At 59.1% G+C, this 14224-nt stretch carries 13 protein-coding genes; 9 read left to right on the forward strand and 4 right to left on the reverse strand.

The genetic code is table 11. The features are described 5' to 3' along the window. Nucleotides 1–22: 22 nt before the first annotated feature. Nucleotides 23–2269, forward strand: coding sequence for an ATP-binding protein (locus tag AC6I6H_RS06925; protein ID WP_497953012.1), 2247 nt, complete (start codon nucleotides 23–25; stop codon nucleotides 2267–2269). Between the two features lie 7 nt (nucleotides 2270–2276). Here the strand turns inward: AC6I6H_RS06925 and AC6I6H_RS06930 are convergent, their stop codons facing one another. Further along, nucleotides 2277–2588, reverse strand: a complete 312-nt coding sequence (locus AC6I6H_RS06930; RefSeq protein ID WP_497953013.1) for a dehydrogenase — start codon at nucleotides 2586–2588, stop codon at nucleotides 2277–2279. Between the two features lie 175 nt (nucleotides 2589–2763). Here AC6I6H_RS06930 and AC6I6H_RS06935 point away from each other — a divergent pair, with 175 nt between their 5' ends. The 7 genes from AC6I6H_RS06935 (at nucleotide 2764) to AC6I6H_RS06965 (ending at nucleotide 10257) form a co-directional block, all read left to right on the forward strand. Continuing rightward, nucleotides 2764–3726, forward strand: a complete 963-nt coding sequence (locus AC6I6H_RS06935) for an aldolase catalytic domain-containing protein (protein WP_497953014.1) — start codon at nucleotides 2764–2766, stop codon at nucleotides 3724–3726. A gap of 146 nt (nucleotides 3727–3872) precedes the next feature. After that, nucleotides 3873–4487, forward strand: coding sequence for an undecaprenyl phosphate transporter UptA (uptA, locus tag AC6I6H_RS06940; protein WP_497953107.1), 615 nt, complete (start codon nucleotides 3873–3875; stop codon nucleotides 4485–4487). A gap of 29 nt (nucleotides 4488–4516) precedes the next feature. Beyond that, nucleotides 4517–5083: a thioredoxin family protein gene (locus AC6I6H_RS06945; RefSeq protein ID WP_497953015.1), complete on the forward strand. Its 567-nt coding sequence runs from the start codon at nucleotides 4517–4519 to the stop codon at nucleotides 5081–5083. Nucleotides 5084–5120: 37 nt separating this feature from the next. Next, on the forward strand, nucleotides 5121–5744 hold the full coding sequence (locus AC6I6H_RS06950; protein ID WP_497953016.1) for an MBL fold metallo-hydrolase: 624 nt from the start codon (nucleotides 5121–5123) through the stop codon (nucleotides 5742–5744). A gap of 270 nt (nucleotides 5745–6014) precedes the next feature. Then, a complete protein-coding gene (locus tag AC6I6H_RS06955; RefSeq protein ID WP_497953017.1) occupies nucleotides 6015–6401 on the forward strand; it encodes an ATPase in 387 nt (128 codons plus the stop codon). Nucleotides 6402–6654: 253 nt separating this feature from the next. Further along, on the forward strand, nucleotides 6655–7449 hold the full coding sequence (locus tag AC6I6H_RS06960; protein WP_497953018.1) for a Nif3-like dinuclear metal center hexameric protein: 795 nt from the start codon (nucleotides 6655–6657) through the stop codon (nucleotides 7447–7449). A gap of 27 nt (nucleotides 7450–7476) precedes the next feature. Then, on the forward strand, nucleotides 7477–10257 hold the full coding sequence (locus tag AC6I6H_RS06965; RefSeq protein ID WP_497953019.1) for a glycoside hydrolase family 2 TIM barrel-domain containing protein: 2781 nt from the start codon (nucleotides 7477–7479) through the stop codon (nucleotides 10255–10257). A gap of 490 nt (nucleotides 10258–10747) precedes the next feature. Here AC6I6H_RS06965 and AC6I6H_RS06970 read toward each other — a convergent pair whose 3' ends face one another. Together AC6I6H_RS06970 and AC6I6H_RS06975 are read right to left on the reverse strand one after the other, a co-directional pair. After that, nucleotides 10748–10966: a hypothetical protein gene (locus tag AC6I6H_RS06970; RefSeq protein ID WP_497953020.1), complete on the reverse strand. Its 219-nt coding sequence runs from the start codon at nucleotides 10964–10966 to the stop codon at nucleotides 10748–10750. A gap of 367 nt (nucleotides 10967–11333) precedes the next feature. Beyond that, nucleotides 11334–12533: an MFS transporter gene (locus AC6I6H_RS06975; protein ID WP_497953021.1), complete on the reverse strand. Its 1200-nt coding sequence runs from the start codon at nucleotides 12531–12533 to the stop codon at nucleotides 11334–11336. A 98-nt stretch (nucleotides 12534–12631) separates the two neighbouring features. On the opposite strand from AC6I6H_RS06975, the gene AC6I6H_RS06980 reads away from it, so the two are divergent. After that, nucleotides 12632–12988 (forward strand): HIT domain-containing protein, encoded by a 357-nt coding sequence (locus AC6I6H_RS06980; protein ID WP_497953022.1) that lies wholly within the window; start codon nucleotides 12632–12634, stop codon nucleotides 12986–12988. 152 nt (nucleotides 12989–13140) lie between these two features. Here the strand turns inward: AC6I6H_RS06980 and AC6I6H_RS06985 are convergent, their stop codons facing one another. Beyond that, nucleotides 13141–14079 (reverse strand): aldo/keto reductase, encoded by a 939-nt coding sequence (locus tag AC6I6H_RS06985; protein ID WP_497953023.1) that lies wholly within the window; start codon nucleotides 14077–14079, stop codon nucleotides 13141–13143. Between the last annotated feature and the right edge of the window lie 145 nt (nucleotides 14080–14224).

The raw sequence follows: 14224 nt of genomic DNA on the forward strand, positions 1-14224 counted from the left end.
GGTTAGGGAGGTTGCATGTTCCTTGTCAATCAAGAACAAGTGGAGTCTTTGCTTCGGCCTTGCGGCGACTATCATCATTTCCGTCTTTATGGCAATGGATTATTGGGACACCAAACATAGCTTGACCAAACGGCTGGAAGACCGCATGCGGGAGGCGGAGCGGGCGACAGCCTTTTCGCTGAAGTCGGAAATGCTGCTGACGCGGGAAAAGGATGCGGCGGCAAGCCTCCGGCTTCGCTTCGCCGGAGGGGAGACGGACCGTCAGCTGGCCCAAAGCGGCGCTGCGCCCGGCCCGAAGGAGCTTGCCAGGTGGCGGGACACCTTTGAGCTCTCCGGCCTCTGGCTGCTGGAGGTCGGACCGGACGGGAACGCCTCCGTCCGGCAGGCCGCTTCCGGGCAAGGCACACCGCCGGACTGGTCATTCTGGCAGCGGGGGTTGTCCGAGCTATGGGCCAAGGGTACCGTGTTCTCGGAGCCGGGAATCGCTTCCGCGGGCTTTTGGATGCCCCGTTCGGACGCCGCAGCGGCGGCTGCCGGGCCTGTGTCCTGGTGGGGCTTCTACCGTCAGCAGGACGGCGGTATCCTGGCTCTGGAAATGACCGGAGATGCGGCCGGGGAAGCCGGCTCCGGCAGCGCCGCCGACACGCGTTCCGATCTTCTTCACAGCAATGCCGACTTTTTGCAGATCGCGGCGTTTGATCCTTTTCAGGCTTCCCTTCTGCTCGGCGAAGAGACCGAGGACACCACGCTCTGGGCCGCCCGGATCCGGGAAGCGTATTTCGCCGGACAGGCCGTCACGCTGCCGGGCGAAGCCCGGGGCCGCCCCGCCGTGGTCCGCTTCCATCCCGCCGATGCGGGCGTGCCCGTCGTGATCGTGGTGGCCGCGGACCGGGCTTCAATCGACGGACCGCTCCGGAAGCACATGGCCGAACGGGCGCTCCTTGGCCTCCTGCTTCTGGCGGCGGCGATGCTGCTTGGCCGGCTGGCCGCGGGCGGTCTGCTGCGGCCGTTGAAGCGGATGACGGTGCAGCTTGGCAGGGTCGCCATGGACCGGCCGAATATCCGGGTGCCCAATACGGCAAGGGACGAATTCGGCCTGCTCGCCTCCCGCCTCAACGGAGCGTTCGACCATTTGGAGGAACGCACGGAGAAGCTGCGGCGGGAGAATGAAAAGCTCACGTTCTCGAACGAATACCTGGAGTCGCTCTTTGCCCACACGACGGACTTGATCTGCGTGCTGGATCGGGACGGCGCGGTGCAATACATGAACCAGGCGTTTGAAACGCTGCTCGGCTGGCGTCAGGAGGAGATAAAGGACACCGAATATCCCTGGTTGTCCGAACGGCTTGCCAAGCGCACCCGCAAGTGCATCGACCGGATTCTGGCGGGCAGCCAGCTGTCCGATCAGGAATCCGTCTTCTTGACCAAAACCGGCAAGCAGATCGAGGTCAGCCTCAGCCTTTCGCCGGTCAAGAAAGCAAACGGAGAAATCGTCGGCGTGTCGGCCATCATCCGGGACATCACCGAGCGGAAAAAAACCGAGGAGCTGCTTCGCCGCTCGGAAAAGCTGTCCGTGATCGGGCAGCTGGCGGCCGGCGTTGCCCATGAAATCCGCAATCCGCTCACAACGCTGCGGGGATTCGTCCAGCTTCAGAAGGCAAAAGGCGAAGGAAACCGCAATCACCTCGAGCTCATGCTGGCGGAGCTGGACCGGATCAATTTTATCGTAAGCGAATTCATGATTCTGGCAAAGCCGCACGCCAACCGGTTTCAGCTGAAGGATCCGCTCGGCATTTTGCAGGATACGGTGCTTTTGATGGAATCGCAAGCCGCCCTTTACGGCGTTACCCTCAAGCTGGAGACGGACGCTTGCCTGTTTCCTGTGGAATGCGAGGAAAACCAGCTGAAGCAGGTGTTCATCAACGTGATGAAAAACAGCATCGAAGCAATGCCGAAGGGGGGCGTGGTGAGGATCATTCTGAAGGCGCTGGAAGGCAAGCGGCTGCTTTTTCGGATCATCGACCAGGGCAGCGGCATACCCGAGGACCAGCTGATCCGGCTCGGCGAACCGTTCTACAGCAACAAGGAAAGCGGCAACGGCCTGGGCCTCATGGTCAGCCAGCGGATTATCGCCAATCACAGAGGCACGATGTCCATCCGCAGCCGGCTCGGCAAAGGCACCTGCGTGGACATCGTGCTCCCGGCCGAGCTGCGGGAAGCCGGGGAGGAAGCGGCTGCGGCGCTGGAGCCTCCCGTCAACATCCATTAGCGGCGGATCAGCCGCCGAACGCCTGCCGGAAGGCCGCGGCCACGAGCGCCGGCTCCGTTTCCCAGATCCGGGCCACGTCCTCTGCGGCGTTTTGCTCAAACCAGTCGGCGAGCAGCCTGCGGTTGCCCGCGTTTTGGGCGATGTACACAAGGTTTGGCACAAGCTTGCGGTAGTAGGCTTCCTCCGCCTCTTTCATCCGCTCGGGCGGCACATGCAGCTTGAGCCGCTTTGCCGTCCGGTAGAGCTCCCTCGCGCAGGCGCGGCGGATCCCTCTGGCGGTGGGCAGCGTTTTTTCATGCTGGGCGTTTTTCGGTTTCACGGCGGTCTCCTCCCGGTCGTTTGGCTGCTACAGCTTATGCGGCGGGGACGGCGGGAGCCACTTTCGGCTGCGGGAGGCGAATGACGCCGGTTATCGCAAACACGAATAAATTGACAACGCATCCGCTTCGTGATATAACTTGCAAAAACCATTTTCGGAAGGGGAACGGGGCCTTATGACGAAGGAGAACGCCAAGATCCTGGATTGTACGATCCGCGACGGCGGCCTGGTGAACAATTGGGAGTTCAGCGTCGATTTCGTGCGCGATTTGTACAAGGGACTGAGCGAAGCCGGAGTGGAATATATGGAGATCGGCTACAAGAATTCCCCGAAGCTGCTCAAGGGAGCGGATGCGGGGCCGTGGCGTTTTCTGGACGAAGGCTTTCTGAAGGAAGTCATTCCTTACAAAACGGCCACCAAGCTGTCCGCGCTCGTGGACATCGGCCGCGTCGACGAAAACGACATTTTGCCTCGGGAGGAATCGGCTCTTGATCTGATCCGGGTCGCCTGCTACATCAAGGACGTGGAGAAGGGATTGGAGCTGGTCCGCAAATTCCATGAAATGGGCTATGAAACCTCTTTGAACATCATGGCGTTGTCCCATGTGCTTGCCCATGAGCTGGAAGCCGCCCTGGCGGAAGTGGCCAAAAGCCCGGTCGATCTGGTCTACGTCGTCGATTCCTACGGAAGCATGGACCCGGTGGATATCGGACATCTGGTGGACAAGTTCCGGGCCCTCGTCCCGGGCAAGCAGCTTGGCGTTCATACCCACAACAACATGCAGCTTGCGTTCGCGAACACGCTGACGGCGCTGAATCACGGCGTCCAGTTTCTGGACGCTTCGGTCTTCGGCATGGGCCGGGCGGCCGGGAACTGCAACACGGAGCTCCTGGTCAGCCATCTGAAAAACACCAACTATGAAGTCCGCCCTCTTCTGGACGTTATCGAGAAGCACATGCTCGGCATCCGCGAAAAATGGGAGTGGGGATACCTCATTCCGTACATGGTCTCCGGCGTGTTTGACGAACATCCGCGCATGGCGATGGCGCTGCGTGCCAGCGAGAACAAAGACCGCTATGTCGAGTTCTACGATACGCTGACCAACCCCGAATCGATCGTCGCCCCGAAGGCCGACTGATGCTGAAAGCGCGCATCCCGGACATTTGTCCGGGATGCTTCTGTTTCCATGGAGCGGCCGGTTTTCGGAGCATTTCATAGTCGGGCGGGGTTTGTGATAGAATAGGATGAGGGTTGGAAAATTATTAGTTGGAAGGCTGGACGGAGATGGGCGATTTTATTCATCAAATTCTCGATTTCCTCACCGATCTCGGTTACTGGGGGATTATGCTCGGACTCATGATCGAAATTATTCCCAGCGAAATCGTGCTCGCTTACGCCGGTTTTTTGGTGGAGCGGGGGGACATCAACTTTGTGGAGGCCGTTATTTTCGGCACAATCGGAGGCGTCATCGCGCAGCTTTTTGTGTACTGGATCGGGCGCTACGGCGGCCGGCCGGTGGTTGAAAAGTACGGGAAGTACATCCACCTGAAGAAAAAGCACATCGACGGCGCGGAGAACTGGTTTAACCGGTACGGAACCGGCGTTATCTTTACGGCCCGGTTTATTCCGGTCGTACGCCATGCCATTTCCATTCCGGCGGGCATCGCCAAGATGTCCCTGCTGCGCTTTACCGTTCTGACGACGCTCGCGATCATCCCGTGGTCCGTGCTGTTCATCTGGCTGGGCGAACGTCTCAGCGGAGTCGGAAAGAGCTGGAACGACATCGGCGAATACTCCCACCAATACACGGTGCCCTTTCTCGTGGGGGCGGTCGGTCTGCTGTGCCTCTACTTCATCTTCAAGATTGTGACCCGCAAAAAAACCCGCAAAACGGAGTAGACTCCGGGCGGCACCAAGGAGGCGGAACCATGGCAAAATCAGTGACGGGCTTTATCGGACAAGGCATCAAACCGGCGGTTTTCATCGACGGCATGCAGAAGAACAAGGAAGCGTTTCTGGATTATTACACCTCGTTTGAATGGCCGAGCGAAGACGACCGGCTCTATTTCGAAAGCCTCCGCAACCGCGACGATCTGCGTTGCCTGATTCTGATGGCGGACTGGTGCGGCGACGTTGTGCGCAACGTGCCGGTGGTGTTTCGCGCGTTGGAGAGCAGCGGCGTTCCGATGGAGGTCATGATCATCGAGCAGCACCCGGAGCTGATGCACCAGTTTCTGACCATGGGCGGGCGCGCCATTCCGATCGTGATTTTTGCGGATACGGGCGGTTACGTTCTGGGTACCTGGGGGCCGCGTCCCGAGCATGTGCAGGAAGCGATGCGCGCCTTCAAAGCGGCCAATCCCGACCGGGAAGCGGCCGATTACCAGACCAAGCTCCAGGAAGCACGCGAAGAAATGGGCCGGCGCTACGGCGAAGGCAACGGCTATCAGGCCGTCATTGTCAAAGAACTGCGCGAGCTGATCTCTTCCTTTTAGGAAAGACCATCGACGCGCAACGGAGGTTGAAGGCCGCATGCCGCTGAAAGTGGAAACCTGTGTTCTCGGCCCGCTGGGAACAAACGCATATCTGTTGAAAGATGAAGAGCAGGGGAAAGGGATCGTGATCGATCCCGGCCAGAATCCGGCCGCGCTGGTCCGGAGGCTGGACGGCCTCGAGATCGAAGCCATTCTGCTGACCCACGCCCATTTCGACCATATGGCGGGCGTGGAAGAGGTCCGCAAGCTGAAGGGCTGTCCCGTTTACCTTCACGACCTGGAAGCCGACTGGATGGGCGACCCCAAGAAAAACGGCTCCGCCAACTGGCCGGAGGTGGCCGGGCTGGTGACGGCGGAGCCCGCGGAGCACGCCCTCGCCGACGGCCAGAAGCTGACGCTTCTCGGACATGAAATCCGCGTGCTTCATCTGCCCGGCCATTCGCCCGGCAGCGTCGGGTTCCTTCTCGGCAGCCAGCTGTTCGGCGGGGATGCGCTGTTTCGGCTCGGGATCGGCCGCACGGACCTGTACGGCGGGGACGATTTCGCGATGCAAAGCACCCTCGCCAAGCTGTTCAAGCTGCCGGATGAGGTGACGGTTTATCCCGGACACGGCACGCGGACGACGATCGGGTACGAAAAAGCGAACAATCCGTACGCGTAAGCAGGGGAAACAAGCGGACGGAACGGCTTCCGGCCCCGGCCTCCGGCCCCGTCGCGGACTAACCGCGTAGCCGCAGCAGCCGGTCTAGCCCGGCGGCATTGCGGACTAATCGCATGGCCGCCGCGGCAGACCTGAACCGGCGGAGGGCAGGAACGCTCCGCCGGCCCGGGGCCGGACTTTTTTCGTTTGCTTCTAAACTTTTCGGAGTTATAGTACGATAGAATAGGAAACAGGTCGCCTTTCATTTGCATGGCTTAAGGGGGAATCGGAATGCTGCGACTGGGACAAAAGATTTACATTGTGGAAGACAGCCTGGAGCAAGGCTTGCCCATCGGGGAATACGGGTACGTAATCGCATACGACCGCAACGCCGACAACGTATTTGACTACGTGGTCCGGATCCCGAGAAACAACCGCCATGTTCTGGTGCCCGCTTCCGACATCGAACGCGAGGAAGTGCTGCTGGAACGGGAAGCCAGCCGCGTGGAGCGCGAGGCGCTGATCGATTTCGCGCTGGCGACGCGCAACGAGGAGCTGTTCCGCCGTCTCATGAACGGAGACGCCGAGCCGGCTGCCAGCGAAGCGGAGGAACCGGCCAAGGAAGTGACCAGCCGGGAGGAGTTCATCCGCCAGATTAACCTCAAGGCCTGGATTTAACCGAAAACATGCGATTTGCCCATGATGGACAACGCCAGCCAACCGGAGTACCGGTTGGCTTTTTTTGCGCTTTTCGCTCGCCCGGCAAAAGGCTTTTCCGGATGGACCGGCCTCTTCCAGGCGTTTGGGAAAATGCGCGTTTTGGGCAACGAGAGGTTCGTTTTGACAATGGTTGTTCGGGTGCCCGCGTGCTAGGATGAGAGCAGCTTCCAGTTTTCGGTCCGCCTGATGCGGACGCGCAGGAGGTTTGCTCATGGCAACGACCATTGGAGAAATCATCGGCTGGCTGACGGAAGGAGTCGACGTCCCGGAGGCAACCGCAGACCGGGCGGACCCGGCTTGGCTTGGCACGGAAGCGCTCGGGATCGCCGTAACCTTTTCAGCCTCGCAGCGGATTCTGGAGGAAGCGGCCCGGCGGAACGCCAACTTTATCATCACGCACGAAGGGGTATTTTACAGCCATCAAGAGCCGGAGGACTGGATCGTCCGGGACCCCGTTTATCTGGAGAAAAGGCGGCTGCTGTCCGGCTCCGGTCTGGCGGTCTACCGGTTCCACGATCACATTCACCGTTACCGGCCAGACGGCATTATGGCGGGGCTTTTGCGCGAGCTGGAATGGGAGGCTTTTGTCGAGGAGCATCAGGCGGCCGCTTCCGTTTTGTCGCTTCCGCAGCAAAGCGTGGAGAACGTGGTCCGGCATCTGAAAGAAAAGCTGGGCCTTTCCTTCGTCCGGCTGGCGGGTGAATCCTCCTTGTCCTGCTCCCGCGTGGGCGTTCTGGTGGGGTACCGGGGCGGCGGGCGGGCGATCATTCCTTTTGTGGAGGACAAAAAGCTGGATCTGGTTATCGCCGGAGAGGGGCCGGAATGGGAAGCGCCGGAATATATCCGCGACGCGGTCCATCAAGGCCGGCGGCGCGCCCTTGTCATGCTGGGGCATGCGGAAAGCGAAGCGCCGGGCATGAAGCTTCTGGCGGACCGGCTCGCCGTCCGTTTTCCGCAGGTTCCGGTCTTTTTTTTGAAGGATGCACCGGTGTTTCAGGTTTTGTGAGGGAACTGAAAAGAGGAGGCCACAAGGATGACAAGCCGAAGGACCGTTTCGTTCAACCGCGGCTGGCGGTTTGCGGAGGGCAACTACGCCGGCGCCGAAAAACCCGGCTATCCGGATCAGGGCTGGCGGACGCTGCAGGTGCCGCATGATTGGAGCATCGAAAAACCGTTCGATCCCCAGATGCCACAGGGAGGCTTTCAGGCTTCTTTGCCCCGGTGGTCGGTCGGCTGGTACCGGAAGCGCTTTCGGCTGGACCTGCTCCCTGAAGAGGCGCGGGTTTACGTGCAGTTCGATGGTGTCCATCACAACAGCGAGGTGTGGATCAACGGGCATTTTGCCGGCAAGCGGCCTTACGGGTACGCCAGCTTCCAATACGACTTGACGCCATATTTGCTGCGGGACGCCGAAAACGTAATTGCGGTCAAGGTGGACAATACGGCGATGCCCGCCGACCGCTGGTATTCCGGCTCGGGCATCTACCGGAACGTCTGGCTGATCTCCACCGGGCCGGTTCATGTGGCCGAATGGGGCACGTATGTCACCACGCCGCGAATTACGCCGGAGGAGGCGGAGGTGCGGATTCGGGTTGCGCTCGCGAATCACGGCGCGGAGGAGGCGGACTGCCGCATTGCGACCACGTTTGTGGATGCGGAGGGACGAGAGCAGGGCAAAGCGGAAACGCGGATTCGGCTTGCTGCCGGGGCGACGACGGAAATCGCGCAGGAAGCGGCGCTTGCGCAGCCCGCGTTGTGGTCGCCGGACCGGCCGGCGCTATACCGGGCGAAAACGGTCGTCTTTCGCGGCGGCGTGGAAACGGACCGCTATGAAACGGGTTTCGGCATCCGGGACCTGAAGTGGGACAGCGGGAAGGGCTTTTTCCTGAACGGAGAGAACGTCAAGCTGAAAGGCGTTTGCCTCCATCACGACCTGGGCTGCCTCGGCGCGGCTTACCATGATCCGGCTATGCGAAGACGATTGGCAACACTGAAGGAAATGGGCTGCAACGCGATCCGCTTCGCCCACAATCCGATGGCCCCCGAGCTGCTGGATTTGTGCGACCGGATGGGTTTCCTGGTTGTGAATGAAGCGTTCGACAAGTGGAGGTCGCTTTATTACGAGCATTTGTTTGACGAGTGGTGGCAAAAGGACCTCGGGGACTTCCTGCGGCGCGACCGGAATCACCCGTGCGTGATTCTGTGGAGCGTGGGCAACGAAGTGGAGCGCCAGGGGCAGGAAGACATGCTGGGCCTGCTGGAGATGCTGGCCGCTTTTTGCCGCGAAACCGACCCGACCCGGCCGGTGACGTGCGCGCTCGAACCGCACAACACCCCCGTCGAGCTGCGGGACGGCCCGATCGAAGGGAAGGTGGCGCACACGAAAAAGCTGGCTGCGCGCATGGACATTCTCGGTTTGAACTACCAAGAGCAGTGGTACGGCCATTACCGGGAAGCGATGCCGGACAAGCTGATTCTCGGAACGGAGACCTTTCCGTTTTACCGGGGCAGGGAGAATCGCGTCAAAGGCTATTGGCCGCGCAATCCGTGGTTTGACGTGGAGGAAAAGGATTATGTGATCGGGCAGTTTGTTTGGGCGGGGATCGATTATCTCGGGGAATCCGTTTATCCTTCCAAGGGCTGGTCTTCGGGTCTGATCGACACCTGCGGGTTCCGCAAGCCGGTGTCGTATTTGCAGCAAAGCTTCTGGTCCGCCCAGCCGATGGTGCATGCGGCCGTCCTGGACGACAGCGGGCGCCAGGAGCACAACCCCGGGTGGACGATGCACTGGAAGTCGCCGGCGATGGCGGATCACTGGACGCTTCCCCATCTCCAGGGCAAGCTGGTGCGCCTGCTGACATTCACCAACTGCGAGACGGTCGAGCTGTTCGTGAACGGTGAATCCTACGGAGAGCGGAGACTGGCGGATTACCCGGACCGGCTGATGGAATGGCATCTGCCCTACACGCCGGGAAGGCTTCGGGCCGCAGGCAAAATCGGCGGAACGGCCGTTTGCGAGCACGTCATGGCGACCGCCGGGGAACCGCGCCGCCTTCTGCTCCACGCCGACCGGACCGTGCTGCCGGCGGACGGACGGGAGCTTGCGCATGTGGAGGTTTCCGTGACAGACGGGGAAGGCGAAGTGGTTCCGGTCGGAGACCATTTACTCTCTTTCGAGCTGGCCGGGGAAGGCCGCATTCTCGGCGTCGACAACGGCGATTTGAGCAGCGACGAGCCTTACCGGGGGAACCGCCGGACGACGCGGAACGGCAAATGCCTGGTAATCGTCCAGGCGGGCGAACGGGCCGGCACTTTGATCTTGCGGGCGTCAGCGGCGGGCCTGGAGGCGGGAAGCCTCGCGATTGAAGTGAAGGAGCATGACCGCGCCGAGGGCCCAGCTACTGCGGCGGGCTTGCAGGCGGGAAGCCTCGCGATTGAAGTGAAGGAACATAACCGCGCCGAGGGCACGGCTTCTGCGGCGGGCCTGGAGGACGGGAAGCATCCCATGAGCAAAGGGCATGTATGCGGACAAAGTCCGGCTTGTGCGTTGGTTTTCCTTCACGGACGGCGACTAAACGAAAGAGGTGCCCTCAAGGTTAGACGTGACCGGGGCTCCTCTTTTGTAATTGCTGGCTTTGTTCGTCCAGAAATCCTTCGTGTACGCCTATTCGTGTACGCCTACCTAAGCTGTATCGTTGGTGTTTTGACTCGTTCTGCCGGTTGCTCTGCGTTTTCCCCAAAAAACCAACTTTTCGAACGGACAGAACTTCAAAGAATCCGCAAAGTGGACGGTGTGAACATAAAAAGGAAATGAAAAGCCAAAGCAAATCCGGTTTGCAGACTGCCAATTCCCAGGTTGAGCCCTCCTACGGCAGCACCAAGAGAGAGTTAGGTGCACGAAAGCAACTATTTCAAGCAAAATAGCGGGTGCGGGTTCAAATAAGTTCGTTCACGCACTTAATTATTCATTTTTTTCCAAACTATGTTAAAATAGGTCCTTTTAAGTGCGCTTCTGCACTTATATGGTTGAAAGGGGGCAAAGAGAAGGAAATTGTTGCTTTCCTGCACCTATTTCGCAAAAGCACCCGATTTGCAAACCAAACCGAGGCTTCCAGCATTCCCGGAGTGCTTAAGGGGGACCGAACCCGGAGGTTGTGTCGTTTATGCTTGCTCGCCGTCAGGGCAACAAAACCGAATGAAAAATAACCGCACCGCGCAAGACTAGCCTCTTGCCGGTCCGGTTTTCTTTTTTTCGCGCTTGGATACGGGGGGCATTAGAGTAGCTTCTCTATTATGAATGCATCTTATTCGTTCGGGGAAATGCGCTGCATCTCTTGAAGTTCGGCTTTGAGCATGTCAACGTCCAGCGACGAAAAGAGGAACAGGGACCGGGCGTTTTCCAGATAAATTCGGATGTCTTCCTCGCTGTTGCCGGACAGGTGCAGGGCAAGCAGCTGCTTTAGCTCGTCCTCCGTAAAACGGAAGCGTTCGATGAGCCGAAGGGCTTCGCTGTAAGCATTCATGCGGCGGGTCTCCTTCCTGCTGTTCGATTCTTGACTACGGTCCATTACCCTCCAGTCCGCACCGTTAAACATGGTTATCGCTGTCGAGAATTGCCGTGTATTTGAATCGAAGCCAAACCACAAGGCCGCAACAGAACAAAAAAGACTGGTGGAGCTGAGAAGATGCCGAAGTACGCAAAACGGCTGTGCGAAAGGGGGCAGGCCACACGATCTCTTGCAGGGCTTTGTAGAATTTGCAGGTCATTACCCCGCAGGGCTGTAGAACTCTTTGAAAAACAGCGCGAGACCCATACGAACGGTGCGGCGGATCCACTACAGGGCCGGTGCAGCCCTGAAAGCAGTCGCCGGAGCTCGCAGCTCAGGCGGACTAATCCCGGCCCGCGGCGGCGCGCGGACGGTTCGGTCGAATGCCGGGCACCGCACCGGCGCTGGCCGGACGGAAGCCGGGAAGCCAAAGAAAGGCAAAGCGCACCATGGCCACAATGACAAAACACGCCCATAGCGGAAGGAAAGAGACCAACACCCCGGCGACGAGCGCCCCGATCGCGCTGCCTCCGTTCATTAGCAGTTGAAAATCGGAGAAGTAGTCCATTTCTTTTTTATGGCGGCCGGCCTCGTCCATCATGACCGATTGCTGAGATACTTCGAAGACGGAGGAACAGACGCCGATCCAGGCTTGAACGATGATCAGGAGCCAGAACTGGCTGATCCACCCGTACGGAATGATCGCCACGGCCATTCCCAAAACGGCCAGCGTGTAAATGTTCATCGACCCGAAGCGCTCCATCCATTTGCGGGCAAGCGGCAGGAAGGCGGCGGACACCACGCCGGAAGCGACGACAAAGTAACCGATCTGGGCGTTGGAGAGATCCAGCGCTTTCACGTGATAAAGGGTGAACAGCGGCCCGACCATCGTGATGCCGATGTTGTTAAGCGCCATCCACCACATGCGCCGGTCGCATTCCCGGAACGGGACCACCATTTTCAGCCGAACCCGCTGCTTTTCGTTCGGAGCGAGCCGGGCGATCAGGTTCATGCCGGCAAACGTGGCCAAACAGCCGACCAGCATGGAAATCATATAGTTATAGGGAAAAAGGCGGTCGGTCAAGTCGAGCACATTGCCGATTCCCAGGCTGCCGAGCACGACAATGACGATGCCGATAAGCTTGTTGGTGCTGAATATTTGCGGAAACCGTCCCGGTTCCACATGGCGGCGCAATATCGCGGGCTGCTGTGCGCTGGTGACCATGACGGACATGGCGTTCACCGCCCAAAAAGCGAGGATAAACGGAATAGGGTTCGGAAGCATAACCGCCAGCGCCATGCTGAGGAAGGCGAATTGGCGGACATAGCCCGCCGTCAAATAGACCCCGCGGGTAACCGGAAATTGGCGGGTGATAAAGGCCAGCGACAAAGCGGAAAAGAGCGGCGGCAGCGAGTTGGACAAGGCGACCTGGAAATCGCTTGCGCCCAGCCGGACGATCAGCACCGGCAGGAAGGTGAAGAAGGCGACGCTTTTCGTGTTCTGCAGCGCGGCATCCAGGTAGATTCGGGTTGTCAGCTTCATGTTGGTGGGAACCGGACCTTTCTGCTTTGCATCTGCTTGATGTTTCGCAAACGAAAGCCGATCTTTTGCCATCTTACCGCCTTTTTCGGCGGGATAACATGGAGATATCGCTTAGAAAACATGGATTATCCGCGCACGCGGCGATTTTTATTTCAGCAATCGGTCATACTTCTGTTCAAAAAGTACTTGAGACGGACAACGTTTTGGCATATCACCATACTCGCCCGTTTTATCCCGTTCACATGGTTGCGATTCCTAAGAAGCAGATCTCGTCGCTTCTAACACTGGAGCAAGGCGACAAGGAACTCTTGATTGAGTTGATGGGACGTTGTAAAAAGGTGGCGTCACAAGTGCAGTCTGAGTATGGAGCTTGCAGAGTGTCGACCAATTTAGGAAAGTACCAGGACTCAAAGCATCGTCATTTTCATGTTTTCTACGGCGAACCATTACGCTAAAGGTAATCCGAACGTATGGGAACGAAGCTCAATAAAGGCTCATAAGGCTCAAAAGGCCTCAAAAGAACAACAAAACCCCGGCGAACCAGAGCCGGGGGTTTGCTATGTACCGCTAAACTATCTCAAGCGGGGACCCGCTTGATTCTTTCCTGTCACGCGTTGGATTCCGTGACGTTCTTCCAAGCCTGCGGGTGATTGTCGCTCAGCAGCTCCACGGCGGCCGCGTTCGCTTCCACCTGCGCTTCGTCCTTGCAGCCAGGAATTACCGCGGTTACAGCGTCGTGCTTCAGGCACCAGGCCAGCGCCCAGCGGGCCATGTCCGTGCCCTCCGGGACTTCGTTCCGGCGGATTTCATCTACCTGCCGGAGCTTTTCGGCCGTTTGTTCCGGGTCGTGGCGATGCCGCACGTCGTCTTTGCCGAAGGTGGCGCCGGGCTTGTACTTTCCGCTCAGGTACCCGCTTGCAAGCGGAACCCGGGCCAGCACGCCCAAATCCTGCTCCAGGCACGACGGGAAAACGGCTTCCTCCGGCTGACGCTCCAGCCGGTTGTATACCACCTGGATGGCGGACGCGCCGACGCGTGTCGCGGCGGACGTTTGATGCACGTTGGTATTCGCTCCGATGGAAATGCCCAGATGACGGACCTTTCCGGCTTCCACCTGGCGGTTCAGCGTTTCCCACAATTCGTCGTTGTCGAATGCGCTGTCCGGGCCGGAATGGAACTGCAGCAGGTCCACATAATCGGTGCCCAGCGCCTTCAGGGATGCGTCCAGCTGCTTGACGGCTTCCTCGGCGCCAAACGAATCCGTGCGCGTAAAATTCTCGTGAAAATGATGGCCGAATTTGGTGGCAACGACCCAATCCTCGCGCCGGTCGCCGCGGAGAAAGCCTCCGATCAGCGATTCCGACAGATGGTCGCCGTAGCATTCCGCCGTATCGATCAGATTGATGCCAAGTTCCTTGGCCCGTCCCAGGATTCGGTCGGCTTCCGACTGGGAAAAGGCTTTGCCCCATTCCCCGCCGAACTGCCAGGTGCCGACGCCAACCACGGAAACCTTCAAGCCGGTTTTTCCAAGTCTGCGGTATTTCAACTGTCATTCCTCCTTCGATGATGGCTTCCGCTATCATGATACACAATTCGGTCCGCTTTTCCAAAACGGCCGAATCCGCTCAAGCCAACAGGAGACGGTTGTCCGTTTCCGGCAGGAGCCCTTATAATGGAGCCAAAAGGAGGGG

The sequence above is a fragment of the Gorillibacterium sp. sgz306347 genome (genome assembly GCF_059735245.1).

Coding starts and splice junctions, on each gene's coding strand:
- AC6I6H_RS06980 (WP_497953022.1), top strand. CDS start 12,632: ATGGAGATATCGCTTAGAAAACATGGATTATCCGCGCACGCGGCGATT.
- AC6I6H_RS06950 (WP_497953016.1), top strand. CDS start 5,121: ATGCCGCTGAAAGTGGAAACCTGTGTTCTCGGCCCGCTGGGAACAAAC.
- AC6I6H_RS06935 (WP_497953014.1), top strand. CDS start 2,764: ATGACGAAGGAGAACGCCAAGATCCTGGATTGTACGATCCGCGACGGC.
- AC6I6H_RS06975 (WP_497953021.1), bottom strand. CDS start 12,533: ATGAAGCTGACAACCCGAATCTACCTGGATGCCGCGCTGCAGAACACG.
- AC6I6H_RS06960 (WP_497953018.1), top strand. CDS start 6,655: ATGGCAACGACCATTGGAGAAATCATCGGCTGGCTGACGGAAGGAGTC.
- AC6I6H_RS06970 (WP_497953020.1), bottom strand. CDS start 10,966: ATGAATGCTTACAGCGAAGCCCTTCGGCTCATCGAACGCTTCCGTTTT.
- uptA (WP_497953107.1), top strand. CDS start 3,873: ATGGGCGATTTTATTCATCAAATTCTCGATTTCCTCACCGATCTCGGT.
- AC6I6H_RS06965 (WP_497953019.1), top strand. CDS start 7,477: ATGACAAGCCGAAGGACCGTTTCGTTCAACCGCGGCTGGCGGTTTGCG.
- AC6I6H_RS06955 (WP_497953017.1), top strand. CDS start 6,015: ATGCTGCGACTGGGACAAAAGATTTACATTGTGGAAGACAGCCTGGAG.
- AC6I6H_RS06945 (WP_497953015.1), top strand. CDS start 4,517: ATGGCAAAATCAGTGACGGGCTTTATCGGACAAGGCATCAAACCGGCG.